The sequence below is a fragment of the Halobellus limi genome, assembly GCF_004799685.1.
GTDB classification, from domain to species: Archaea; Halobacteriota; Halobacteria; order Halobacteriales; family Haloferacaceae; genus Haloquadratum; species Haloquadratum limi.
The window spans coordinates 147,650-171,139 of record NZ_CP031314.1; the positions used below are offsets into that span (position 1 = coordinate 147,650).

Sequence of the window (23,490 nt, forward strand, 5' to 3'; positions counted from 1 at the left end):
GATACAATCCTAAAATAGCAGTCTACGTTAGAGATTCCGGTTCCTCGTTATATTCGACTACTAATTCGACATCCTCAGGACCGAATTCATCACGTTCCGCTTCAAGCGTATCAAGAGCGTCTTTAACCGGGAAGAAATCCGGCTTCTCGAGTGCATCTTCTGTCGCCCAGGCGTATCGAATCGTTTGCTCGGAATCAATGAGAAACACGGCACGCTGCGGGACGCGCTCGTGGTTCTCCCATTCATCATAACAGATGTCATATGACTCGGCAACCCGCCCGGAACTATCACTAAGTAACGGGAAATTGAGGCCGTATTCCTCGGCGAATGCTCGATGGGCGTAGACGCTGTCACCAGAAATTGCCCAGACATCGAGAGCGGGCGTTAGCTGAAACCACTCTGCATCGCGAATCGCACACAGTTCGTTTGTACAAATAGGACTGAAATCAAACGGGTAAAATACCAGCAACGCAGCCCGATCATTGGCTGTTGACTCATCCAAGCAGTACCCGGTTTGTTCTCCGTCACGGAGACCCGGAAGAGTAAATGACGGTGCAGACGCTCCCTCGTTTATCATACGACATAGTAGCACACGAAGACAGGATAGTCATTGGGTCAGCACTCCGATCTGAATTGCTCACCACTTGATGTGGGATGAAATTCACTAAAGTCCGTACGTCAGGAGTTCGCCGTCGCCCACTCAAGAAGCGGTTCTAATCTCGAACGAATCTCATCACCCTCGTCAGTTAGCGCGTATTCGACGCGTGGTGGAATTTCGTTGTACTGCGTCCGTGAGACGAGTCCTGCCTCCTCGAACTCGTCGAGTCGTTTCGAGATTGTCGAGGTACTCGCCGTCGGGAGGTGCTCCTCAATCTCCGCGAACCGCAGCGAATCGTGTGCGCCGATGATGCTGACGAGTTGCATCGCGTATTTCCGGCTCAACGTGTCGATGACACCCGTGAGCGGACAGTAGCACGTCCCCTCGACATCGCACGCGGGCGCCGATGACGTAGTGTCTGCCATAGCTTCGTGGCCTCCAACCTACTCCATAGCTTCGGACTCTGGAGTACAAGAACTTCCCGTCGTAAAGTATAGGCACAGATGACTCAGACAGCCGACTACGATCTCGTGATTCTCGGTGGCGGCGCCGCAGCCTTCGCCGCAATCACCGAAGCGAGTCGACGCGATCTCTCGACAGCGATGGTGAATACCGGCTTGCCCATCGGCGGGACGTGCGTGAACGTCGGCTGTGTTCCGAGTAAGCATCTCCTTGCCGTCGCCGAGAGCGGAGCTGCAGCGTCGGAGAACCCCTTCGACGCCGTTCGATACCCCGAGGAGCCGACCGTCGATTGGGCCGCCGCCCTCAACGACACCGACGAACTCGTCGAGCGGTTCCGGCAGGAGAACTACGTCGACGTCGCCGAGCACTTCGAGATCGACATCTACGAGGGGTACGGCCAGCTGGTCGACGATACTACCATCGAGGTCGTCGACGGCGCCGACGAGGGCGCACACATTACTGGGAAGAAGGCCCTCGTCGCGACCGGCAGTTCACCGTGGGCGCCGCCCATCGACGGCCTCTACGACGTCGACTACTACACGAGTGAGACCATCCTCGAGGAGCGCGACCTTCCCGAGAGTATCCTAATGCTCGGTGGGGGATACATCGCGCTGGAGTGGGGACAGATCCTGCACCGTGTCGGCATCGACGTGACGGTTCTCCAGCGCTCCGACCGCGTCCTCTCGGACATGGAAGGCCAACTTGGTCGCGAGATGCAGCGTGCATTCGAGGAGGAGGGCATCGAGGTGATCACCGGCAACGACTTCCAGCGCGTCCGCACGCTAGCAGCCGACGGCGGCGCCGAAGCGATTCAGTCAGGCGTCGCCGTCGAAACGACCATCGACGGAGACGAGCGAACGGTCACCGGCGACGCGCTGTTCGTCGCGACCGGCGTCCAGCCGAATAGCGAGGGCATCGGCCTCGAAACGGTTGGGATCGAAACGAACCCCGACGGGACGATTCGTGTCGACGAGTACTTCCAGACGACGAATCCCGACATCTACGCGGCGGGCGACGTGATCGGCGAGCCCGAACTGGAGACCGTCGCCGCCAAGGAGGGCAATCACGCCGTCAAGAACGCGTTCGGCAACGAGGGCGTCAGCATCGACTACGACGCGGTGCCAGCAGTCGTGTTCACCAGCCCGGAAGTCGCCGCAGTCGGGACGACAGAACGCGAGTATATGGACGAGCACGGCACCTGCTCGTGCCGAACCGTCCAGATGGCGGATGTCCCGCGAGCGAAGGCCGTCGAGAACACGGATGGCCTCGTCCAAGTCGTCAAACACCACGAGACTGACGAGATCGTCGGCGTCCACATGGTCGGCCCCCGTGCCGCCGACATAATTATGGAAGCCACGCTTGCGGTGACGTTCGGCCTCACGGTCGACGACATCATCGACACCGTCCACCCGTTCCCGACGTTCTCCGAGGCGTTCAAACAGGCCTGTCAGGCGTTCCGACGGGACATATCGACGATGAGCTGCTGTATCGAGTGAATCTCACTCCGGGTCGGCCGGCGCAGTACTGCGGAGGAGCATCGTCTTCACACGACCAACCCCATCGAAATCACGGAGCCGATACACGAGTTCCCGCACCCGCGCCGCATCGCCATGACAGAAGACGGTCTCTAAACACCACTCGCCCTGGTGGGTATGGCTCATCGTTTCGATGACGTCCTGAAACTGGTGCTGGGCCGAATGGAGATCGTGAATCACCTCGTGGTGCTGGTAATCGAATGCCAGTACAGCGACGACCTCGCCTGAAACCTCCTCGAGTTGTGAATGTCCCTCGATGTATTCCTGCATCGCTTCACGAATCGCCCGCGAGCGGGAGTCCAACCCCTCAGCCTGCCATGTCTCGTCGAACTCCTCGAGAATGTCCTCAGACACGTTCAAGCTCGTGCGCATACTCCCCAATTGATCCCCTACTGTCTTGACCCCTCGATTATTACGGAATTCACGTTTCAGTCTTAACAACCGCTATACAGCGCAGGGATAGAGGAATATATGAATGCTCCACGGCGAGGCGTTTCCACTGTTGGTCGGCGCGATTGCGCTCGGATTCGTGCACGGCATCGAGCCCGGACACGGATGGCCGGTCGCCGCGAGTTATGCACTCGATCAATCCAATAAGTGGCTCTACGGACTCGCCGCCAGCTCGCTGATCGGCATCGGCCACCTCATTAGCAGTCTGGCGATGGTCGGCGTGTTCTTCTACGCGAAATCCTACTTTCAGCTGACCCAAGTGAACGAGCCGATCTCGATTCTTGGCGGCGTTTCCATCGGCGGTCCAGTCAGCATCGTCGCAGGCGTCTTACTCATCGGACTCGGGATTCGAGAGTACACGCACGGCCATTCTCACCAGCACGAGGACAGCCACGGACACGACCACGATGAGCATACGGAGGAGCAGTCGAGCCACCACAGTCACGGCACGCCACCCACGCACGAACACTCCCCGGATGGGCTCCTTACACGGGTGAAAATTCGGCTTGGAAAAATCGGAGGGCACTCCCACGAGCACGGGACCGATCCGGCTCCTGACGCCGACCGCGGACTCCTCGGAATCGCCTGGTTCGCATTCGTCCTCGGGTTCGCTCACGAAGAAGAATTCGAGATTATCGGCCTCTGTGCCGGTTCGACGTACTGTCTGGAGCTGATGACTGCGTATGCGCTGACGGTCATCGTCGGCATTGTCGGGTTAACGATGCTCCTCATCGCCGGCTATCAGGAGTACGAAGAAACAGTCGAGCGGTATACACCGTACCTGCCGCTGTTCTCAGCGACCGTCCTCATCGTCATGGGACTCGGCTTCATCGCCGGCGTCTTCTGAATCACGCCGAACACTCTCCAGCGTCCCATTCTCAGTAAGGTCAATAAGCGCGCGATTTAGCAGTTCACGGAGGACGAACTCCTCGTAATGCTGTGTTGCACAGTACTCGCACGGCTTCATTTCTCGTGCCACCGCTTCGATGTCGTCGCCGTGCTCCCCATAGAGCGTCTCAACGAGCCCTGCTAATTCGGCTGCCGCGGTTTCCTGCGCCCCAGCGAGCGTCTGCTCAGCGTCCTCTGGTAGGTCATACGAAAAAATCCGCGTGTTCGACTTGTAGTACTTCCGCGTCCCCCCACCAGCTTCTTCGAGCCGGGCAATCTCGACCATCCCCGCATCCTTCAGGACGTTCACGTGGTGGCGCACCGTCGTCTCCGCCTTTTCTTCGCCACGACGATGCAGTTCGTCGTGGATCTCCTCGATCGTCATTTCCTCGGTTGCGAGCATGTCGAGGATCTTCACCCGGACATCGTTCTCCAGTGCCTTCGCTTTCTCCGGGTCCGTCGTCACGACTTCGCGGATCGGCACGTCAGATTCGAGGAGCGCCATTCTTGTGACGACATAGACGGACAACGACAGTAAGAGTAACGCCATTCCAACGACAGTGGTAGTATGATATCGAGACCGCTATAACTCTCGTCATAATGGTTATCCGCGTCGCACGATAACCAACAGGTACGATGGGAACGACACACGACCAATTCAACGTCGGGGGGATGTCCTGCTCGTTCTGTGCCGAGAGCATCAAGAAGGCCTACAGTCGAACCGACGGCGTTGAGGACGTCGACGTGAGTCTCGCCCACGAGGAAGTTCTCGTCGAATACGACGACGACCTGCTGAGCGAGGTCGAGGTAAAGGACACGCTCCGAGACCTCGGGTACACCATCCGCGACCCTGACAAAGCGAAGCGGTACGAGCAACAGCAGGCCGAACTCTCCGACGGCAAGCGTCGCCTCCTCATCGCCGGTGGCGCATCCATCGTTATCGCTGCCCTGATGGGATGGATGATTTTCGTGATGGGGCGCTTCGAGTCAACATCTCTCGGGATGGATCTGGTGACTCTGGGGCTGGCACTCGGGACGATGTTCGGGCCCGGCCGCTATATCAAAGAGAAAGCCTTCCAGAGCGTGCGCCGGGGTATCTTCAACCAGCACGTCCTCCTGGAAGCGGGCGCGTTCGCCGGACTCGTGGGTGGACTGCTTGGCCTGTTCGTCTTCCCGAGCTTCCCGACCGTTCACTTCTTCGCCGTCTCCGTGTTCATCACCACCTATCACATCCTTTCGGAGTACACCAGCCTCATCGTCCGCACGCGAGCTTCCCGAGCCGTCCAAGGCCTTCTCGACCTCCAGCCCGACACGGCACGCCGCGTCAGTGATGACGGTGATGTCGAGGAGGTCCCTGTCGACGACCTCGACGTTGGCAATCGCGTCCGCGTCAAGCCCGGCGAAAACATCCCCGTCGACGGCACGGTCGTCGAGGGCGAATCGATGGTCGACGAGTCGGTCGCTACCGGCGAGTCCATTCCCGAAGAGAAGGCCGCCGGCGACGCGGTGATCGGTGGCAGCGTCAACGAGACCGGGACGCTGCTCATCGAAGTAACTGCAACCGGGGAGGACGCGTTCCTAAACCAGGTCGCCCGCGAGATCGAGGAGGCGCGGGCGATGAAGCCCGGCATCATCCAGCTCGCCGACCGCGTGCTCAAGTATTTCGTCCCCGGCGTCTTGACGATCGCCGCGCTCTCGTTCCTCTTTTGGGTGGTCGCACCACTCGCGTGGGGGGCAGCCCCCAACGTCCAGCGCGGGGCGTTCGCAGCCTTGGCGGTTCTCGTCCTCGGCTATCCGTGTGCGCTTGGGATGGCGACACCGCTCGCCCTAATTCGGGGTGGCGGGAAGGCGGCGAACCGCGGCATCCTGATGCGCTCCGGTGACGCCTTCCAGATATTTCCCGACGTCGACCACATCGTGTTGGACAAGACCGGCACCATCACCGTCGGCGAACCCGCCGTCAGTGAAGTCGTCGCGTTCGGTGCCGACGAGGTGGATGTACTCACGACTGCGGCTAGCGCGGAGGCCTTCTCTGAACACCCGCTCGCAGATGCGATCCTCGAGTTCGCCGACGAGCAAGATGTCGAGTACGCTGACCCCGATGATTTCGACTCCGTGACCGGCAAGGGCGTCCGGGCAACCGTGGCCAGCGACGACGTGCTGGTCGGGAAACCGGGATGGCTCAGCGACGAGGGGATCGACCTGTCGAAGGGGAGCGACGACATCGAGCGACTTCAGGGCCACGGCCTCACCGTTGCCGGAGTTGTTCGTGACGGTGACCTACTCGGTCTGATCGGTATCGGTGACGAGGTCAAGAGCGACGCCGCTGCGACCATCCAACGGATGCGAGACGCCGGCATCACGCCCGTGATGATCACTGGAGACAACGAGCGCACCGCAGACGCGGTCGCCGAGGAGGTCAGTATCGACCGCGTCATGGCCGACGTGCTGCCCGACGAGAAACGCGAAGAGATCGGTCGCCTGCAGGACGAGGGTCACCGCGTAGCGATGGTCGGCGACGGCATCAACGACGCTCCCGCACTCACGCAGGCCGACATCGGGATCGCCATCGGCGCCGGGACCGACATCGCCATCGAATCGGCGGACATCGTCCTGATGGGCGACCGGCTTGGTGGCGTGATGGACGCCTACGAGATCGGGAACGAGAGCTACCGGAAGACCCGTCAGAACCTCGCGACGGCCTTCGCGTTCAACGGGGTCGGTGTCGCCGCCGCGACCACGGGGCTCGTTCACCCGGTGTTCGCGATGCTCGCGATGGTGCTGTCCGTCTCGGCCGTCCTCGCCAACAGCTTCGCTGGTCAGCTCCTCTCCGGCGAGGGTGTCAACACCGAGTTCGCCCTCGACGACCGCACCGACGGCGAGCGTGGAGACGGCCGAGTGACAGCCGATTAAGCCACTACGTCGTAGCCAGCTTGTTCGATTGCCGCGTTCACGTCGTCGTCTGAGACTCCATCCTCGAGGACCACGTCGACCGTGTCAGCTTCGTGGTCGGCCTCGATCCGATTCACATCATCGAGGTTTCGCAGGGCGGTCTCCACGTTCTGTTCGCACCCGTTGCAGGACATCCCGGTGACTGAGATCGTCTTTCGCTCCATGCGGGCCTGTAAACACTCGCGGGGAATGACCATTACGGTAACCGTTGTATCGGTTTCATCTCTATTAGAGGTGGACATTATCGTCCGGAGAGTTGTTTGTGTCGGCCCCAAAGGGGTGGAGGCTCTTTGAGATGGGAACCACTGACGACGAAGAGAGCGACGAATTCCCTCCAGAGAAGCGTCTGGAAGCACCGAACACGGGCCTGATCAAGGCAGGGATCGCGACGATTCCCGATATGGAAACCTTGCAAGAGTGTGTAGCCTACGAGAACGCCCACCAAAATCGAACGCAGATTCTGCGCCGGCTCAAGTGGAAAGCTGAAGAGTTGCGTGAGGACGAAGGGTAAGCGCTGTCCTTAACCAACACACTCCGCGTGAGTTTCCCTATTGTTGGTTAATATGCTGTGCCGCGGTTTTTCGGGCCCCTGAATGGGCGCGGGGCGACCAACAGCCGCCTCGCGAGTTCCGTTATGTCCCTCGGTTTGAGTCCAGACTCCAGCACGGCTAGCGACATCGCTGTCGCCAGACAAGCGGACCATGTGGCGTTCCTCCATCGAGCCCCATTCGTCGCCGATTCTCTCGCCCTCGGATTTCTCCCCGGGTTTCGGGAAGACTGTGGGTACCAGACGGACCAGTACCTGAACCTCGAGATTCCTGTCGGGATGCTCGACAACGATTTTCGGGATCCCGATCTGGAGCGGTTCGTCGACCGCTTTTTCGAGTACGAACCACGTGTCGGGGTCATCGGGGACGTCGACGAAATCGACGACGTCGACGCCCACGTCGCTGCTGCTCGTGAAATCCAAGCGAGCTACCCCGAAGCTGAGCTCATCGTCGTTCCGAAGTCGCGGGCGGTGATCGACGCGATACCTGAGAACCTCGTCCTCGGGTATTCACGGGGATACGCCGACCGCCTGGCCCACGATTTCTCCGATCCAGCCGATTGGAGAGGGCGGCGCGTCCACATTCTCGGCGGGAGTCCGCCCAAGCAGCTCGACGCTATTCGACAGTTGACCCGACCGACACTCACTGACGAGCCACCGGCCGATATCGTCGGCGTCGACTGGAACGGGCTGCATCGCGGCGCACAGTTCGGTGAGTTCTGGACGGCCGACGGCTGGGACGACAGCGGTCGCGACGCCGACCACGTCACCGTCCGAAAGACGGTGCGCCACAGCCTCGCTCGGGTCCGTGAGTTCTGGAGGGCGCACGGAATCTGGCCCGAAACGACACCGCAAGACGAGGGGCTCAACGTCGAGTACGAGGGACCGAGCCCTGCCGATCTCGAGGACGCCGCCTGTACCGAGTGCGGGACGAACGTCTGGCGAACCCGCCGCGGCCCGTACGTCGCCGAGTACGATACCGGCGCAATCTGTGGATACTGCAGCTACGAGTGCTACTTCAGCCACCGTCATCGGAACAATCTAGAGGAAATCGCCGGCGATCAGAGCGTCTACCTCCCGCCGGCGTGACTTCGCAATCTGTTTTTCGTGCCCCCAGAGAGGGCGAGGGCTCCTTCGAAAGCTCTCAGAGGTGACTTCCAGTGAGTCAACAACAGAGTCCCGACAACGTCTCGGTCGACGATATTCCCGTCGATATCGACAACACGCAATCAGCGGAGGTCGATCCAGCCGACGTCCCCGACGAAATCGAATCCATCACCCGTGGGCTCGCCGGTGAGCAGCCGCCGACGAATCCCATAGTGGTTCTCAAGGCGGCCCGGTGGTGGTACATTCACGGCAAGGGCGGCACGGATCCCGCCTTCCAGTGGGCCATCGAGTGGGCGCGTCACCTTGCGACCGACACGCCCAGTGACGTCGAGCAGTTCGACGAGTTCCTCGAGTACCTCGTTACGGTCGGCTTCGCGGACGAACGCCACGAGCTCCGCTAACCGACAGAGCGGTTTTTTGGACGCCCCTGAAGGGTGCGGTGCGGTCTGAACAGACGCAGTCGCCGTGAATTCGATTCGGTGATCACGATGTCTACGACCAGAGACTCGTCGGTCTCCTTCGAGGAGACCGACACGCGATCAGACGAGATGAACAGTACCATCGAACAGTGGATCGACGACCTCGTCGCCGGCGTCGACGACGCGCAGGCCAGCGAAGAGTTCCAAGAGTGGCTCGACGTCCAGAGTCGTTTCCACGACTACTCCTACCGGAACACGCTCCTCATCAAGCGACAGTGTCCCGAGGCGAGCCGGGTGGCTGGCTACCGGACGTGGCAGGAGGAGTTCGACCGCCACGTCAAGGAGGGTGAGTCGGCCATCTGGATCTGGGCGCCGATCATCACCAAGCAGTGCCCGGAGTGCGAGAACTCGCCGAGCTACCACGAGGACAGTGACTGTGAGTACGACGAGACGCCGCCCGAGGAGTGGTCGAAAGGACTGGTTGGATTCAAACCAACGGCAGTCTTCGATGTGTCTCAAACCGAGGGCGAACCGCTCCCCGAGCTGGAAACCGAGGCAGCTGGTGACGCCGACGACCTGGTGCCAGCGCTCCTTGATGCAGCAGCTACGCTCGATATCGACGTCCGTGTCGTCGACGCTGCCGAGTGGGAGCATGGCGACGCGAAAGGCGTCTGCAAACACCGGACTCTCCACGGATGCCAACCCGTCGTCGAAGCGAAAGCCCGCTCAAATCAGGCCGATCTCGCCGTGACGTTGATTCACGAGTACGCCCACGCACTGCTCCATTTCGATGTCGACGACGAACCCGAGCGTGCAAAACGCGAGGTCGAAGCCGAAGCCGTTGCGTACATCGTCGGGCGGTATTTCAACCTAGATACGAGCGGATCAGCGTTCTATCTTGCCGCGTGGCAGGACGACGATGCGGAGAGCATTCAGGAGCGACTCGGCCGGATCAGTTCGACCGCGCAGGAGGTCATCGGGACAGTTGTAGACGGCTGAACACCTCCTTCCCGGCTGTTAACCAACGCCGGAGGGTACTATCCTACTCTGTTGGTTAATTCGTTCGGCGTCCGACCCTGCGTGTTTCGATCGGTCTCAAGACATACCCCACCGGCAGTCGATGTTATAGTTCAGAATCGATTCGGCGCTGCTGGTCACGAAGGAACTCAACGACGGCATCGATATCCTGTTCGGGAACCGTTTGCTGTTCGAAGACCCCTTTGAACGCGTCCGCAAAATCTTCCGACGTGAGCCGGTCGAGAACAGTCTCGATGCGACCAGCGAGCTTCTTGGACACCCCGCGATGAAGATGGGTCGCGATCCGGTCGAAATCCGCGTCAGCAGCCAGCACCACCAGATCCCGGGAGTCTGCCTTGCGGCCACTGTGAAGTTTCACGGCAAACAGCAACTCCCGTTCCGGAATCCTGGCTGTTACCGGGCGCCCGGTTCGCAGTTCCTGGGTGACGGAGTGCTGGGCCAGATAGCGATACGACCATTCAGCTTCCGTCTGGCGACAGCCCAGCGCGTCCACCATCGCGTCGAACCGAACCGGATTCCCGATGTCTTTCGTGAATCGAATAGTACGGCCCTCGTAGAGCTCGTTTCGCTCGACGTCGGCCGTTTTCTCGTAGCCGCGGGCGGTGAGAAGGTCGGTGTAGTCGTCGACCGCTTGTGCCGGAATGACGACGTCGACGTCCGTGGTGAAGCGCTGATTGAACGCCGCGATCGCCCACCCACCGACGAGCACGTACGGCAGGTCAGCGTCAATGACTGTCTCCAGGGTGTCCAGCAGCTCGTCTTCGCGTTCGCCGAGGCTCATGCATTGAGACGCGGATCCTCGTGGGACGCGTCGATATCACGGTCGTACTCGTCGGCGATCATCTCCAACGCTGGCTCGTAGTTCACCCGGTACTCCAACATGTGCTCGATTGTCTCGTCCAACGGAATGACCGGATTGCCGTCGACCCACTCGCGAGTGATCTCCCCACTCGTCGGGAACAACACGTACGAGACGGTCGCGTCGTAGTCGCTCGCATCCGGCCGCTCTTCAATCCGGCTCGGAATCCCGAACTCATCAAAGAACGCCGTCCACTGTTCGACGTCCTGATCGGCGACCTGGATGAAGATCGGATAGTCGTCGTGGCCGCGGGCGATCTGATAGCCGCCGTGGGTCCAGACGTAGACGCCGTCGATTTTCGTGTACGCAAAGGGCATCCCGGCGAAGTGCGGAATGACGTAGCCGTCGTCGATCGAGGGGGGAACAGCGCGAGAGATGGCCGCGACGAGATCGTAGTAGCGATCCCTGACAGCGTAATTCTCGATGTAAACGCCGTCCTCACGCCGGATGAAGCCTGCGTCCTCCAACCGCTCGATCCAGTCGTAGACCCACGAGTAGGAGCCGTCGATCTTCTGGGCGATTCGCCGGATCGAGTCACCCGGCCGGGCCGCGACCATGATCTTCGCCGCGGTCTCGTCGACGTACTCCATCATCGCTAGTTATTGGTATCGCATCTAACGGTATTAGTCTTGTCCCCCGTATTCCCTATAAAATTATCTCTATACAGATATACCATTCTTGGCTCCGGTAATCCGATCCGGCTCAGAATTTGAGCGGAGATGAATTAACCAACAGAGGATACGATGGATCGCTATTCGTTGGTTAAGTTTTTCAGCGCCCGCCGAAGGGCGGAGGCGCACTCCTGTCTCCACCGACCTATGACCGACCGATATCTAACGACCGTTCTCGACGAGGCAGAGCGAGTCGCAGAGCACCATGAGCAGGTCGCCCAATCTTCGGACCATCCGGAACACGAGTATCTCAGGTACGCCGTCCTTCGGCTGCTCGAAGGAGAGGCTGACGACACATCGGTGGAAGTACCGCAGGTTGACGGCGTGACTGTCGGCTACGGAGAGGACGACGCGATGTGCAACAGTTGGGACGACGACGTCGAGTGGTGGGAGACGGTTCCGCCGCAGGAGGAGTGTACTCGGTTCCGGGTGTTCTACCCCGACGAGTACGACGCTGTTCCGCGAGTCATCGTCGACGTGATGGCAGCACTCGGGGCGTGGCGTGTCTGGACTGGGAGCGCTGCCGCCTGTGGCTCCTACGACCATCGCGAGCGGCGGGAAGTCCACTATCTGTGGCCGGAGGGCCATCCAGTTGAGGCCCTGCTTGCGGATCGTCTCCAGGATCCCAAGGCTGCGGTTGCTCCAGACGGCGGCCGCACCGGCGACGTACGCGATCGGATGGTCGTCACGGAGCACTCAACCCAGCACGACGACCTCGAGCCGCGAACCAGACGTGCCGTCGACGAATCGATGGCCGTCTCGCTGCTCGAAAAGGGTGGCCGCTATGAGGTCCGATCGGCGTCCGGAAACTGGTATGAAGTCGACGTGATCAGCGAGTCGTGTACGTGTCCAGACTGGCGGAAGCGTACGCCCGAGGGCGGCTGTAAACACCTCCGGCGAGTCGATCAGGAGATCAAGCAGGGGCGGGTCCCACGACCTGATGGGCGTCTCCCCTCGAACTCGTAGGATCGCCCAGCGTTCGAGATCTCCCGAGGCTACTGTAACATCAGACGAAACTCCTTGATGGAGAGTTTCGAGTATTGATACAGCTGCTGGAGAACCGGTGAGAGCCGTTGGTAGCGGCTTAACCAACAAAACTATGCGGTTTGCGCCTTTGTTGGTTAACACAGATCGGCCCATGTCCTACGAGCCACCGACGCCCCCAGCGGACCTCCCCACCGACGTCATCGACACACTCAACGACTATTCACCCGAGCTGCTCCGAGACGTTGCCCACTATGCCGAGGACCTCGCCGAGCATCGCGAGCGCCAGGCCCGCCTTGCCGAAGCGGAGGAGGAAGACGAGATCGACGAGCGACCCGATGACCTCCCCGATGATGTCCCGACGAAGGCGACGATCACGATCAAGGAGATCAACGATAACCGCTACTACTACTGGCAGTGGCGGGAAGGAGATCGCGTCAAATCAAAGTACAAATCCCCAGTAAATCCGGACGAGTAGACGGACTAGTACCTCAGTCGGATGGCCAGTTGTTCGGGGAGACACCCCGTCTGCGAAGTGAAAGACGCAGGGTACGAGAGAAGTCCCGAGTTGATGAGTGAGGATCCGGTCACTGTCGACGAACTCGTCGAGAAAGCCGACGAGTATCTGCACGAAGCCTCACCCACACCGGAAGAATACGAAGCGCTGAAACAGAGTGTTGCGGAGCTCACGCCGATCTTCTCAGCTGAGAATTCGTACTTTGTCCTCGGCAGCTACGGGAAACCCGAAATCCGTCCTCTCCAGCTCGTAAAAGATCGCCTCAACCGACAGCCCGGTGCGTACGCGTTCCTGATGATCGACATTCGAAGCGAGTGGACGAATACCTACCTCAAGTTCCGGCTGCTCGCCGATCATACAGACGTCATCCTGGGCGTCACCGAACACGCCCAGGGCTGCTTCCTCGTCGAGCAGGGCTACTTCACAGCCCTTGAGGAGTACTTCGCGAAGACGCACGTGTTCAAACACGACGTACAATACGATAGATGTGGACGCGATCGACACAAACGTAGCCGTCGAGAGTCCCTACAGTGGAATGCAGACCGCGATCTTCGAGATGCTCAACGATGCTAGGCGTCTCTGCCGGTGGACGACTGAGGACGACCTCGTCGAGTGTACCGAGGCTCTCGTGAGTGATCAGGAATACCCGTAGACAGAGACGAATCGGTTACTCCCACCCCCGACGTTTCTGTCGTTTCTCCACGAAATCCTGTTCACCGATGGCCCAGACAACGAATGAACTCGAACAGGAAGACATCCCCCGTTTTCGAGTAGTAAGTGCGGGGTGAATCCGTGCAAGATTGGGTCTTCGAACCACGAACCCTTACGCGATAAGTAGCCCACTGAAGAGCGATTGCAAACGCTCGTAAATGAAATTTCGTTTAAATGCTGTCAGACACTCCACTATTGCCAGTAAAATCGGAGGACAAGACGCTATTTGATGAAATTGGCAACGGTGGTCCTGATAGTAACTAGTCGGATTGATTAGAACAAGGAAGTTACTGGCAACACCGGAGAGGGTACTGGAGAAACTGGCACTGACGGTTGCGCGGTTACTGGCAAAAGTGGAGAGGGTATTGGCAGTACTGGTGTTGGCGGTTGAGAAGTCACTCCAGAACCCGATGCCGCTTGGCAGTTTCACGAATGTCGTTGAGCTCACCTAGTTCGCTCTCGAGTGCGTCGAGGGCCGACGACAGAGAGACATCAAGCTCGTATTCGTTGTAGTTCCCGCGTCCACTCGACGAGTCGACCAACCGTAAGATCCCGTGGAGGCTCAAATCCGACAGGTGGTCGTGTACTCGCCTGCGTTTCAGTGGTTCACTGCCGTGATTACGAAGAACCTCTCGATAGCGCTCATAGATCAGTTTCGTCCGTTCGGGTGTTTCTCCCTCTGCCGCTAGCTGACAGACAGTCAGCAATACATATTGCCCCTGCCGGGTCAACGAATGCATCCCTTCGACAACCTGTTGTCGTTGGATCTGATGCTCGGCCTCCCGAACGTGGTCTTCGGTGATTTTCGCCTCTCCACCCGCCATCGCGTCGTTCTCGGCGATATCAGCTGCTTTCCGGAGTAACCGTAATGCCTGCCGAGCAGATCCCGAGTCCTGTGCAGAGAATGCTGCGCACAATGGGATTACATCTGATTCGAGGACATCGTCGTAGAGCGCGATATCGGCTCGGTGCTTGAGAATATTCTGCAGTTCAGTCGCGTCGTACGGAGGGAACAAGATTTCCTCTTCGCAGAGAGTGTCCTTGACTTTCGGAGAGAGGTTTTCTCGGAACTTGAAGTCGTTCGAGATGCCGACCACACCGATTTTCACATCGAGATCCAATTGCGAGCGTGCTCGTGGAAGCTCGTACAGAATATCGTCATCCGAGCCGATGTTATCGATCTCGTCCAGAACCACGAGAATAGTCCCACCGATCGACTCAAGGTCGTTGTAGAGTTCGTTGAAGATGCGTTTTTGTTGATACCCGGTTTCGCTCATCGGTTCGCGCGAAGACGAGACTGTGGTGAGAGGGTGAGAAGGAGAGCGAATCTCGTTCACGAGATTGACCGCTACCTGATAGGATGTGGTGCAGCCAGTACAGTTGAGTTCAATAACGTTGAGATCGACGTCGTCGTACTCTCCGGCGGATTCTTGCAGCTCCTCAAGAAGATCGTGCGTAGCAGCTGTCTTCCCGACGCCGGTAACGCCATAGAGAAAGACGTTGTTCGGTTGCCAGCCCTGAATGACGGGACGGAGAGCGGCCGCATATTCGTCGAGTTCTTCGTCCCGCTCCTCGAGTGTCTCTGGCTGGTAATCATCCCGGAGGACGTCTTTGTCTTGGATGATGAACGATTCTCGATTGAATCGGCCCATAGGCGGACTCAAGACGAAGAACCATCATAAAACCATGGGTTCCAATATCACCACTAACCCACCACTCGAACCAATTATGCCAGTGTCGCATCCACTTATAAAACACACACACTCCACTATTGCCAGTAAACCTTTGCAACAACTGGAGGGGGTCAACGACCCCCTCTCTAATTAGCGATACTCTTAATACATTGTACGTTAAACCATACCCGCACTAACGAAAACTCCACTAGTTGTAGTAGGTTTAGATAACAGTAACTAGACTAGAGACGTGACAGTTTCTGCCCTCCCGTCCATTCTCCCCTCGTTACTGGCAATGGTGGAGTGAGAGAGGTACTTAAACGACGGTATTATTGGCAATACTGGCAACTCTGGTCGCCCTCTCCCTGCTACCATCGTTGCCTGGCCGATATTCCAGTCGAAATCTACCCTTCCCGACACCAGTCGATGATGACCGTGGACCTCTTTCGGTTAACCAACAAATCGTATGTATTAACCGTCTGTTGGTTAACTGCTCATGGCCTATGCTCGATTCGCAGTCGGCACTCAGTACTAGTATCCCGTGATTTCGGCGTTTCGCGATTCCGCAAGGGTTCGCTTGATTGCCGCTCGATCTCACCCAATCGGAGACAGGATATTACTGCATCGGCGACGCAGCTTCCGAACCGACGAGTGAGTACTCCCGGTCCCGGCTCGTGCCTTCCGCATCGACGAGGTTGTACTGGACCATCTTGGAGAGATACGTCCGCACTGTCCGTTTCGTCCGAGGATCGTCGACCTTCTCGGTATAGCGGTCGTGAATCTCGCTCGGCCCGAGTGGCTCGTGATCGCGAACAATGTTGTAAACGACGCGCTGGTGTGGCGTGAGTGAATCGATGCTCTTCTGCTTAATCTGGGCCCGGGCATCCTCGGCGGCGTCCAGGAGGATGTCGTTGGTGATCCGCTCCTGGTTCTCGCGGTCAGCCTTGCTAGCCGCTGTTCGAAGGATGCCGATAGCGAGGCGGGCATCGCCGGCGGCTGCATCGGCGATGCGGTAGAGTTGGTCGTCGGTGATGACATCCTCGTCGAGCCCCCATTTCGCGCGAGCGCTCAGGATGTCGTACAGCTGGTCGTCGTGGTACTTGTCCATCCGGACGTGCTCGCTGGACCGCAGGCGACTCACGAGGCGATCGTCGACGCGGCCGAACAGCTCTTCTTCCTTGTTCGCGATACAGATGATCGCGAACTGCGGGAGGCTGTGGAGGTCGTAAATGACGCTGGGGTCCTCCAGTTGGTCGACTTCGTCCAGGATGACGACGGTTCGCGGGCCGTCGTGTTGCTGGAGGCGGTCGACGAGTTCGTCGTGCGGTGTCGACTGTCGGTGGATGTCGATGGTGGCGCCGAGGTCGTCGAGGATCTGGTAGAGCGTGCGGAACCGCGTGTAGTTCCGCCAGCAGTTGACGTAGATGGCCTCGACGTCGAGGACCTCTTCTCGAAGTCGTTCCGTGACGAACTTCGAGATGCACGTCTTCCCGGTTCCGCTGGGTCCGGTGACGATAGCGGTGTCGGCGGGTTCTCCGTTCGTGATGGGCTCGAGAACGCTAGAGAGGTGGTTGACTTCGGCGTCGCGATGCTCAACTTCCCGAGGAACGAACCCGGCCCGGAGAACGCGAGCATCGCGGATCATCGTTGTTTGATAGACTGGTTTTCTGGCTAGTACTAAAAACGTGACCGGGTTGCTTCCGGAAACACCCCATTTAGCCCCCTCGAACCTAACTAAATCCTCGCGCAGTAACGCGATTCCTGTTCGTGGAAACTCAAGATTTCCGGGATTTCCGGAATCAGGTCACGGGCGGGAACTCGTGACACCGGGATTTTGCCAGTCGTCGGCTTCGTGTTCACTCCAGGGGATGAGGTATACTCCGTTGTCAGCGCGACTTTGACAGTCCAGCTCATCCATCAAGTTATTCCACCGTTCTTCGATCGTATTGCCGGACTGCTCGAGGAGTGACTTATCGAGTTCGTCGATCAGCTGCTCTTGGAGTTTCTGGTGTCGTTCGCTTCCGTACTCGCCAAAGACACCCTCATATCCTTCCCCTCGGAGTAGTCGAACGAGTGTCGTGATACGGAGGGCTCGGTCCTCGCTTATGTCAAATTCCTCTTCTAGTCGCATACACATCCTGCCAGCCCAATCAGATGCGCCCATACTCCCCCCTCTGGTCGTCAGTACAATAGATGTTCGTGGGCCCAGACTAGAAGCAGTCAGGACATTCCCATACGTACCCCCGACTCTTGCGCCGGTCGCTTTTTGGCAATTGAAGTGACTCACAGAGGCCGCAGGTCTTGAATTCGGATTCGGGAATTAGTTCTATGAGCTTCTCCTTCCAGATCCGAATTTCAGCCTTCTTGATGTTGTTTCGTTCGTTCTCTACCTTGGAACTGTTCCTGTTGAATTCCCAATCTCGATTTTCGTTACGGCGCCATTCAGCCAATATTCGGAGAACCTCGTCTTGTTCGTCCACGCCATCAAGATCCTCTTGGCAGTCCTCCACGACATCTCGCCGAATTTTCGGTTCCACCTTGTCCCAGACCGCGGGGTTGCTTCCATCTCCTTCGTGCCGCTCTTCCTGTCGTTTTTGCTCGCCTTCCAGCTCCTCGATTCTGGCATCAAGAGACTCTCGTATCGGGGCGAGATCGGGTATACTCATACGAAGATACCACGACTGGAACGTCATAATATTCTGGTGCTGTACCGCTTCTGTCTGGTTCAAACAGGTGTTGCGAATCGCCTGATTCTATCGTGTTCAGCTCTCACGATCAGCGATCAGCCCGAATCGACACTATTCTCTGGGAATCAGGTGTCGTTTGACTTCTCTAGAACAATGATTGCAGAGTGCCGCTGGCATCGGGAGCGTATCTGGGGAGAATTCCCGGGTGTCGCCTGAACGGGCTTCATGACCACAGACGGTCGTTCCAGTTTCATTCTGTACGAGGTGGTACTTCGCCTTCCCCGATTGGCGGAGCGAGAATGCAGATTCGTCTTCTGTGGGATAATCGTCGTCTACAATATCTTCGACCGTTGCCGAGGAGATCCAGTATCTGCTGAGATCCGTCCACCAGGTGTTCGAGCATCGAATTTGCTGGCGGAAGAGCTGCCGGTAATCAACCGTGAACCGTTGCGAATCCTGCTGAATGAGGTCATCGGTGTGGAACTCGAGCGTCCGTGGGGATCGCTCCCCCCTGTTTGATTCAGGTTCCAACTCGATGGTCCACTCCGTTTTGACGTACGCTCCACCGGTGTATTCGACAGTGTCTGCGCTTACAGACTTGGTACGGTCACGAAGCCAACGAACGGTCGGTGGACGGAGCTTCTCAGTAAGTTGCTCTGAGAAGATGTCGTGTAGCAGTTCATCCGTGACGAGTGCGTCTTCGAGGGCGGTTCCGAGCTCTCGAGGTGCCGTCTGGTTCGTATAGTTCTCTGCCTGTGCGATGAGTGTCTCTCGAGCTTCGGCAATCCCATCGACGGTCAACCAGAATCCGTACGGTTCGTGACCATCGGTGAGCACTTCGCCATCGGTGAGCCGAACCAGCATCGGCCGGATCTGGTCAGGTGCCGGAAACAGATGTAACTGGTATTGGTCGGTGACCGGGACTACTGGATAGGGGAACTCCTCTCTAGAGGGTACTCCCCCTCATTACGGGGTATGGAGAAGCCTCCCAGGTCTGCTACCGGGACGTGCCTCGGCATACACTCCGGGATACGTTCCCAGTACGTCCCATATCGGTGGTCGCGAGGACCGCGATTAATTTGCATTGTGAGTAGACCGATCACCCCCAGTCACTTAGTATTCAGGGGGTAGTGGGGGGAGGGGCTATAGAAAAACCCTCATACTACAAATCGGGAACTTAGACTAAGTAAAGGTTATAACATTCCCGCTAGGTGATGTGACTATCCAGATGACTCAGAAGACAATTGGACAGAACACCGGCCAATCGGGTCGGGTGAATCTGTCGGGACCCGAACTCGACCAATTCGATGCGGAGGTTGGGGACGCTATCAAGGTCGATGTCGCGGAGTCGAAGGGGATCGCCAAGGCGATCATCGAGAACAGCACGGAGTGTGAATTCGTAATCGTATCCAAACCAGAAGCTGATTCCTCACCCACGGAGGAAATCGATGAGTAGTGAGTACCCTTCTCTCTTCGAAAGCTGTCAGCCACGAGACGACGTCTTAGACGGCTCGCTCCAGGAGGAACAGTTCGCTGCGAAACTCTCGACTGTCGTCCACAACCCTGAGAAGGCAGCACCAGTCTATCGAGACCCCGACTCGTTCTACGATATGACCTATCCCACGGAGGGTCTCCGCACGCTGCTCTCCAATCTCACGGGGCGTTTCTTGGCGACCACAAAGTACGACCCCGGCTCGTATACTTCGAGCATTCTCTGTCTCGACACACGGTTCGGTGGTGGGAAAACGCACGACCTCATCGCCTCTTACCATCTTGCTGAGAACCCCGTAGATATTGACGACCTCTCGCACTACCTGCTGGACGGCGACGAGGAGCTTGCGGCTGACTATCAAGATGCGGTGGCAGAGGGCCTCGATATTGCGACGGGGGTCTTCATCGGAACGAAGGCTGATAGCAAGGATGCCCGCCATGCCGACGACGATCCGGATGCTCCGAATACCCGGACGATGTGGGGTGAACTCGCGTACCAGCTCTATGGGCTCGATGGCTACGAGTACCTCAAGGACTACGACCAAGACCGGGACGCCCCCGGTGAGGGGACCCTCTCGAAACTCTTCGCTCAGCACGACCAGCCGGCCCTCATTCTGATCGACGAAATCGCCGACTACATGAACAAAGCCGCGGGCACGCCTGTCGGCGACAAGACGCTCGCGGATCAGACGCTTTCGTTCGTGATGGCGCTCCTCGAAGCGGCTGCCGAATCGGAGCACGTCACGGTCGTCTACTCTATCGCGGATACGGCGTTTGGTGAGCAGGCTGACCGGGTTCGTGATGGCGTCCGTGACCATATCGAGGAGGTCAATGAGATTGGCCGGCGGCAGCACAAGACGGTCACGCCGACCGACGAAAACGAGATCGGACAAGTCCTTCAGCACCGACTCTTCTCGGAAGTTCCAGAAAACGCCGCGCACGAAGCCGCCGACTCATACTTCCAATTCTATGACCAGGAAGACCGGCAGTATCCACAGGAAGCCACCGACGCTGGCTACGTGGATGTCCTCGCTCGCGAATACCCCTTCCATCCCTCCTTAATCGACGCTCTCACGGACAAGATCGATACGATACCTCGATTCCAGCGCACGCGTGATGCCCTCCGCTTGCTTGCTCGAGCCGTCTACTACCTCTGGAATCACCAGCCCGACAGTTACGACCGCCACTGGATTCGGATCTACGACCTCACAGTCGCTGATGACGATCCTGGCGGCGGGATTCAGACGATCCTTCGTGAGCGTCTATTCGACTTCGTCGATCTCGGTCCCGCAGTGACCGCCGACATCTACGACGACGATGGTACCGCGCACGCCCAGCTTGAGGACCGAAAATGGACCGAAAACGGTCTCCCCCCTCTCGGTACCCATCTGACGACGACAGTTCTCTGGCACAGCCTTGCATACGGAGAACAGGCTGCAGGCCTAACTCACGCCGATCTGAACCTCGCTATCGGCCACCCCGATCTGAACTTCGACGACTACGATGCCGCCCTATCCGCACTCCGGGGCGACGATATGGACGTCGCGTGTTACTTCCTCTACGAGGAAGAGCGCCTCCGATTCAAGCAAGAACCAAATCTGATCCGGATCATCGACCAGCGGATCGAGTCTACTCCCGAAGCGAGCGCTCATTCGCGTTTCCAGAACCGTCTCACCTCGAAGGAAATCGGCGATGGTGGCTTCCAGCCGGTGGAGTTCCCTGAATCGCCGGCGGACTTACCGGATACCCCGGATACGCCGAAGCTCGCGGTGATGCATCCGGACACCGCTGCTGTCGAAGACGGCGGCGATACGCCGCCGAACCGGGTAACTCAGCTCTACGAGCAGCAAGCCGCAAAACACGAGGGAGAGACTGAGACGCGAATCTACAAGAACTACGCTCTGTTCCTCGCCCCTGACGCTGATCGAATGGATGCTGCAATCGACGAGGCTCGGCGTCTCGAGGCTATAGAGGCCCTGCTTGATAGCCCCGAACAGAAAGCCGACCTCTCCTCGGAACAAATCGAGGAGCTTCGAGAACGGAGCGACGAGGCACAGCTGATGCTCGGAGAGCTCGTTCGGAACGTCTACCGGCACCTCTACTACCCTGACCGGGACGGGCTTACCCACATCACCATCGGTGCGACCGAATCCAACGGCGGGACGACACTGGTCGACGCTGTCCAGACAACGCTCGAGGATAAGATCGTGAAACGCGACGCCGGCGCTCGTGGGTCCGCTCACGTCCAACAGAAACTCTGGCAGCAGACCCAGGACGCTATGTCCACCGAAGCGCTGGTCAACCAATACGCGAAGAAGCCGGGGCTGGACTACCTCTTCAGCACAAAACCGATTCGAGAGACTGTCTCCTCCCTCGTTAGTGACCACGGGTACGCATATTGGGATGGCGAGTCTGAGACAGCGTACTGGGTCGGGACAACGGAGCCTGAAACGTGGCCGCATCCGGAACCGTTCGCGAAATCCCCCGATGTCGAGACCTCGATTCGGGACAGCGATGTCCAAATCGGGAGTGCCTTCGTCGTTTATCGAGATATCGACGCGCTCGTCGACGACCACCTCGACGAAATCGACCGGCCAGAACAGACGGTTGCTACCTGTGCCGAGTGTGGGGCGGAGGTTGAAAACCCAGAAGGCAGCGAACCTTACTACTGTGAGGAACACCAGTCCGATACGACCTGTAGTTCCTGCGGAAAAGAGGTCGCTAGCGAGCAGCTGCTGGACGAACGCGGCCGATGCCAGGAGTGCCAGCCCGACGAGTCCTGGGAGGCAAGTAAGAAGATGATGTCTGCCTCACGGGCATTTTCGGAGGTCCGTCGCGATGCGGAATCGAAGGCCGGAACTGACCGGACGCCGCTGCTTGAAGAGGTGACCATCCAGGTCGGTGGGGACGAACCTTTCCAAGCGGCCAAGTTCATCAGTCAGCGTCCCGGATTCAAAGCTCGCGAAGACTCGGTGACGGTTCGAATGCAGTACGAAACTCGGACTGACGACGGGACGTACAGCGCGGAATTCACAGGGTCACCGAGCCGATTCCGGGACGTGATCGACCAGCCAGGCTCGTTCGGCGATGATCGAGAGACCATCCAGTTCCGCTTCCAGTTTGACGAGCCCGAACCGATTACTGACGAGGGTGACGACCTCCTCGCTGCCCTCGATAATGACCTCGATGCGGGCAACATCGACGTCCGGGTCGAAGGGCGTGGCCCGATTCAGGCGAGCTCGGAGGTGACGGTCTGATGGCGAGTCGCGGTTCGGAATTTGAGACCTCACCCGCCGAGGGGACAGAGGAGGATCGGCTGGTTCGCTACGGGACGAGTATGTTCGGTGGCCGCCCGACGTTCACACTCGTCCGACGAGAGACAGACGGCGGCGGAGAGTGGACGCTGCATGAACTACTCCCTCGCGAACAGGCTGAAGCCCGCCGTGATCGCCTGGAGCGGGATGGTCGTTCGCTGAGTATCACACCAGTCGAGGATCTCGTCTCGGACATTGCTGGGGACGACCTCCTATCCAAGCTCGATGGTTGGACGTGGGATGAGTGGGCCGGCGCAAAGGTCGCACGGCTTGACCCGACCCGCGTCCGTGCGCTCCAGGACGTCGTCCGGGAGGCGATTGAAGGCACGCCAGGAGATTCATCAGAAGTTCTCACTGGCGGGGCTGGGTTCGTGTTCCTACCCGAAACGGCAGGCGTCCGGCTTGCTGTTGCCTTCCGTGGCGTGAAGCCGATCCAACGTATCGACCGGATGCGGTCGCTGGCTCGCGGCGTTGCACGGATGAGCGATGAGGAGTGTTACTACTGGTACGCAAAGTGTCGGTCTCCATCGAGTCCGAACGGCGAGAAGGCCCTTCGAGTGTTGCTGACGGACCACATCGAGTGATCT

The 23,490-nt window shown here is 58.6% G+C and carries 24 protein-coding genes and 1 pseudogene; 13 read left to right on the top strand and 12 right to left on the bottom strand.

Annotated elements, in window-relative coordinates; translation table 11 throughout:
- Window positions 1-22 precede the first annotated feature (22 nt).
- Window positions 23-577 carry a peroxiredoxin gene (locus DV707_RS18205; protein WP_089649945.1) on the bottom strand — a complete coding sequence of 185 codons (555 nt, stop codon included), beginning with the start codon at window positions 575-577 and terminating at the stop codon, window positions 23-25.
- 101 nt (window positions 578-678) lie between these two features.
- Window positions 679-1,023, bottom strand: a complete 345-nt coding sequence (locus DV707_RS18210; RefSeq protein ID WP_089649946.1) for a winged helix-turn-helix transcriptional regulator — start codon at window positions 1,021-1,023, stop codon at window positions 679-681.
- Between the two features lie 78 nt (window positions 1,024-1,101).
- On the opposite strand from DV707_RS18210, the gene merA reads away from it, so the two are divergent.
- A complete protein-coding gene (merA, locus tag DV707_RS18215; RefSeq protein WP_103992927.1) occupies window positions 1,102-2,556 on the top strand; it encodes a mercury(II) reductase in 1,455 nt (484 codons plus the stop codon).
- Window positions 2,557-2,559: 3 nt separating this feature from the next.
- On the opposite strand, the gene DV707_RS18220 is transcribed toward merA, so the two are convergent.
- On the bottom strand, window positions 2,560-2,967 hold the full coding sequence (locus DV707_RS18220) for a CopG family ribbon-helix-helix protein (protein ID WP_011222470.1): 408 nt from the start codon (window positions 2,965-2,967) through the stop codon (window positions 2,560-2,562).
- A 103-nt stretch (window positions 2,968-3,070) separates the two neighbouring features.
- Here DV707_RS18220 and DV707_RS18225 point away from each other — a divergent pair, with 103 nt between their 5' ends.
- Entirely contained in the window at window positions 3,071-3,892 is an 822-nt protein-coding gene (locus tag DV707_RS18225; protein ID WP_103992928.1) for a sulfite exporter TauE/SafE family protein, read from the top strand.
- Here DV707_RS18225 and DV707_RS18230 read toward each other — a convergent pair.
- On the bottom strand, window positions 3,839-4,438 hold the full coding sequence (locus tag DV707_RS18230; RefSeq protein WP_103993006.1) for an ArsR/SmtB family transcription factor: 600 nt from the start codon (window positions 4,436-4,438) through the stop codon (window positions 3,839-3,841). The two genes, DV707_RS18225 and DV707_RS18230, sit on opposite strands and share 54 nt — an antisense overlap.
- A 131-nt stretch (window positions 4,439-4,569) precedes the next feature.
- Here DV707_RS18230 and DV707_RS18235 point away from each other — a divergent pair, with 131 nt between their 5' ends.
- A complete protein-coding gene (locus DV707_RS18235; protein ID WP_103992929.1) occupies window positions 4,570-6,846 on the top strand; it encodes a heavy metal translocating P-type ATPase in 2,277 nt (758 codons plus the stop codon).
- On the opposite strand, the gene DV707_RS18240 is transcribed toward DV707_RS18235, so the two are convergent.
- Complete coding sequence (locus DV707_RS18240) at window positions 6,843-7,049, bottom strand: heavy-metal-associated domain-containing protein (protein ID WP_049938502.1); 207 nt, start codon at window positions 7,047-7,049, stop codon at window positions 6,843-6,845. The two genes, DV707_RS18235 and DV707_RS18240, sit on opposite strands and share 4 nt — an antisense overlap.
- 131 nt (window positions 7,050-7,180) lie before the next feature.
- On the opposite strand from DV707_RS18240, the gene DV707_RS18245 reads away from it, so the two are divergent.
- The 4 genes from DV707_RS18245 (at window position 7,181) to DV707_RS18260 (ending at window position 9,957) form a co-directional block, all read left to right on the top strand.
- The gene (locus tag DV707_RS18245) at window positions 7,181-7,396 is read left to right on the top strand and encodes a hypothetical protein (protein ID WP_089649990.1); all 216 of its coding nucleotides are present in this window, start codon (window positions 7,181-7,183) and stop codon (window positions 7,394-7,396) included.
- A gap of 123 nt (window positions 7,397-7,519) precedes the next feature.
- Window positions 7,520-8,521, top strand: coding sequence for a DUF6610 family protein (locus tag DV707_RS18250; protein WP_011222476.1), 1,002 nt, complete (start codon window positions 7,520-7,522; stop codon window positions 8,519-8,521).
- Between the two features lie 71 nt (window positions 8,522-8,592).
- Window positions 8,593-8,940 (top strand): hypothetical protein, encoded by a 348-nt coding sequence (locus tag DV707_RS18255; RefSeq protein ID WP_089649951.1) that lies wholly within the window; start codon window positions 8,593-8,595, stop codon window positions 8,938-8,940.
- Window positions 8,941-9,027: 87 nt separating this feature from the next.
- Window positions 9,028-9,957 (top strand): ArdC-like ssDNA-binding domain-containing protein, encoded by a 930-nt coding sequence (locus tag DV707_RS18260; RefSeq protein ID WP_103993007.1) that lies wholly within the window; start codon window positions 9,028-9,030, stop codon window positions 9,955-9,957.
- 124 nt (window positions 9,958-10,081) lie between these two features.
- Here DV707_RS18260 and DV707_RS18265 read toward each other — a convergent pair whose 3' ends face one another.
- A complete protein-coding gene (locus DV707_RS18265; RefSeq protein WP_103992930.1) occupies window positions 10,082-10,777 on the bottom strand; it encodes a nucleotidyltransferase domain-containing protein in 696 nt (231 codons plus the stop codon).
- Complete coding sequence (locus DV707_RS18270; protein ID WP_049909607.1) at window positions 10,774-11,445, bottom strand: helix-turn-helix domain-containing protein; 672 nt, start codon at window positions 11,443-11,445, stop codon at window positions 10,774-10,776. Before DV707_RS18270 ends, DV707_RS18265 begins: the two co-directional genes overlap by 4 nt.
- 228 nt (window positions 11,446-11,673) lie before the next feature.
- On the opposite strand from DV707_RS18270, the gene DV707_RS18275 reads away from it, so the two are divergent.
- The 3 genes and pseudogenes from DV707_RS18275 (at window position 11,674) to DV707_RS18285 (ending at window position 13,679) form a co-directional block, all read left to right on the top strand.
- Window positions 11,674-12,492 (top strand): hypothetical protein, encoded by an 819-nt coding sequence (locus DV707_RS18275; RefSeq protein WP_103992931.1) that lies wholly within the window; start codon window positions 11,674-11,676, stop codon window positions 12,490-12,492.
- 172 nt (window positions 12,493-12,664) lie between these two features.
- Window positions 12,665-12,988, top strand: a complete 324-nt coding sequence (locus tag DV707_RS18280; protein WP_004594473.1) for a hypothetical protein — start codon at window positions 12,665-12,667, stop codon at window positions 12,986-12,988.
- Between the two features lie 93 nt (window positions 12,989-13,081).
- A pseudogene (locus tag DV707_RS18285) lies at window positions 13,082-13,679 on the top strand (hypothetical protein).
- Between the two features lie 454 nt (window positions 13,680-14,133).
- Here the strand turns inward: DV707_RS18285 and DV707_RS18290 are convergent.
- The 5 genes from DV707_RS18290 to DV707_RS18310 form a co-directional block, all read right to left on the bottom strand.
- Window positions 14,134-15,390 carry an orc1/cdc6 family replication initiation protein gene (locus DV707_RS18290; protein ID WP_004594472.1) on the bottom strand — a complete coding sequence of 419 codons (1,257 nt, stop codon included), beginning with the start codon at window positions 15,388-15,390 and terminating at the stop codon, window positions 14,134-14,136.
- A 637-nt stretch (window positions 15,391-16,027) separates the two neighbouring features.
- Complete coding sequence (locus DV707_RS18295) at window positions 16,028-17,056, bottom strand: Cdc6/Cdc18 family protein (protein WP_103992932.1); 1,029 nt, start codon at window positions 17,054-17,056, stop codon at window positions 16,028-16,030.
- A 159-nt stretch (window positions 17,057-17,215) separates the two neighbouring features.
- Entirely contained in the window at window positions 17,216-17,575 is a 360-nt protein-coding gene (locus tag DV707_RS18300) for a hypothetical protein (RefSeq protein ID WP_103992933.1), read from the bottom strand.
- A gap of 46 nt (window positions 17,576-17,621) precedes the next feature.
- Complete coding sequence (locus DV707_RS18305; protein ID WP_200820960.1) at window positions 17,622-18,077, bottom strand: hypothetical protein; 456 nt, start codon at window positions 18,075-18,077, stop codon at window positions 17,622-17,624.
- A gap of 132 nt (window positions 18,078-18,209) precedes the next feature.
- Window positions 18,210-18,962: a hypothetical protein gene (locus tag DV707_RS18310; protein WP_103993008.1), complete on the bottom strand. Its 753-nt coding sequence runs from the start codon at window positions 18,960-18,962 to the stop codon at window positions 18,210-18,212.
- A 364-nt stretch (window positions 18,963-19,326) separates the two neighbouring features.
- On the opposite strand from DV707_RS18310, the gene DV707_RS18315 reads away from it, so the two are divergent.
- The 3 genes from DV707_RS18315 to DV707_RS18325 are packed head-to-tail and all read left to right on the top strand — an operon-like array spanning window position 19,327 to window position 23,487.
- On the top strand, window positions 19,327-19,554 hold the full coding sequence (locus DV707_RS18315) for a hypothetical protein (RefSeq protein ID WP_004594467.1): 228 nt from the start codon (window positions 19,327-19,329) through the stop codon (window positions 19,552-19,554).
- A complete protein-coding gene (locus DV707_RS18320; RefSeq protein WP_205742829.1) occupies window positions 19,547-22,846 on the top strand; it encodes an ATP-binding protein in 3,300 nt (1,099 codons plus the stop codon). The genes DV707_RS18315 and DV707_RS18320 overlap by 8 nt, the downstream gene beginning before the upstream one ends.
- Window positions 22,846-23,487: a DUF7680 family protein gene (locus DV707_RS18325; RefSeq protein WP_004594464.1), complete on the top strand. Its 642-nt coding sequence runs from the start codon at window positions 22,846-22,848 to the stop codon at window positions 23,485-23,487. The genes DV707_RS18320 and DV707_RS18325 overlap by 1 nt, the downstream gene beginning before the upstream one ends.
- Window positions 23,488-23,490: the final 3 nt, after the last annotated feature.

Bases quoted from the DNA above. Each gene is read 5' to 3' on its own strand.
- DV707_RS18205 (WP_089649945.1), bottom strand. From the start codon at position 577: ATGATAAACGAGGGAGCGTCTGCACCGTCATTTACTCTTCCGGGTCTC.
- DV707_RS18210 (WP_089649946.1), bottom strand. From the start codon at position 1,023: ATGGCAGACACTACGTCATCGGCGCCCGCGTGCGATGTCGAGGGGACG.
- merA (WP_103992927.1), top strand. From the start codon at position 1,102: ATGACTCAGACAGCCGACTACGATCTCGTGATTCTCGGTGGCGGCGCC.
- DV707_RS18220 (WP_011222470.1), bottom strand. From the start codon at position 2,967: ATGCGCACGAGCTTGAACGTGTCTGAGGACATTCTCGAGGAGTTCGAC.
- DV707_RS18225 (WP_103992928.1), top strand. From the start codon at position 3,071: ATGCTCCACGGCGAGGCGTTTCCACTGTTGGTCGGCGCGATTGCGCTC.
- DV707_RS18230 (WP_103993006.1), bottom strand. From the start codon at position 4,438: ATGGCGCTCCTCGAATCTGACGTGCCGATCCGCGAAGTCGTGACGACG.
- DV707_RS18235 (WP_103992929.1), top strand. From the start codon at position 4,570: ATGGGAACGACACACGACCAATTCAACGTCGGGGGGATGTCCTGCTCG.
- DV707_RS18240 (WP_049938502.1), bottom strand. From the start codon at position 7,049: ATGGAGCGAAAGACGATCTCAGTCACCGGGATGTCCTGCAACGGGTGC.
- DV707_RS18245 (WP_089649990.1), top strand. From the start codon at position 7,181: ATGGGAACCACTGACGACGAAGAGAGCGACGAATTCCCTCCAGAGAAG.
- DV707_RS18250 (WP_011222476.1), top strand. From the start codon at position 7,520: ATGTCCCTCGGTTTGAGTCCAGACTCCAGCACGGCTAGCGACATCGCT.
- DV707_RS18260 (WP_103993007.1), top strand. From the start codon at position 9,028: ATGTCTACGACCAGAGACTCGTCGGTCTCCTTCGAGGAGACCGACACG.
- DV707_RS18265 (WP_103992930.1), bottom strand. From the start codon at position 10,777: ATGAGCCTCGGCGAACGCGAAGACGAGCTGCTGGACACCCTGGAGACA.
- DV707_RS18270 (WP_049909607.1), bottom strand. From the start codon at position 11,445: ATGGAGTACGTCGACGAGACCGCGGCGAAGATCATGGTCGCGGCCCGG.
- DV707_RS18275 (WP_103992931.1), top strand. From the start codon at position 11,674: ATGACCGACCGATATCTAACGACCGTTCTCGACGAGGCAGAGCGAGTC.
- DV707_RS18280 (WP_004594473.1), top strand. From the start codon at position 12,665: ATGTCCTACGAGCCACCGACGCCCCCAGCGGACCTCCCCACCGACGTC.
- DV707_RS18290 (WP_004594472.1), bottom strand. From the start codon at position 15,390: ATGGGCCGATTCAATCGAGAATCGTTCATCATCCAAGACAAAGACGTC.
- DV707_RS18295 (WP_103992932.1), bottom strand. From the start codon at position 17,056: ATGATCCGCGATGCTCGCGTTCTCCGGGCCGGGTTCGTTCCTCGGGAA.
- DV707_RS18300 (WP_103992933.1), bottom strand. From the start codon at position 17,575: ATGGGCGCATCTGATTGGGCTGGCAGGATGTGTATGCGACTAGAAGAG.
- DV707_RS18305 (WP_200820960.1), bottom strand. From the start codon at position 18,077: ATGAGTATACCCGATCTCGCCCCGATACGAGAGTCTCTTGATGCCAGA.
- DV707_RS18310 (WP_103993008.1), bottom strand. From the start codon at position 18,962: ATGCTGGTTCGGCTCACCGATGGCGAAGTGCTCACCGATGGTCACGAA.
- DV707_RS18315 (WP_004594467.1), top strand. From the start codon at position 19,327: ATGACTCAGAAGACAATTGGACAGAACACCGGCCAATCGGGTCGGGTG.
- DV707_RS18320 (WP_205742829.1), top strand. From the start codon at position 19,547: ATGAGTAGTGAGTACCCTTCTCTCTTCGAAAGCTGTCAGCCACGAGAC.
- DV707_RS18325 (WP_004594464.1), top strand. From the start codon at position 22,846: ATGGCGAGTCGCGGTTCGGAATTTGAGACCTCACCCGCCGAGGGGACA.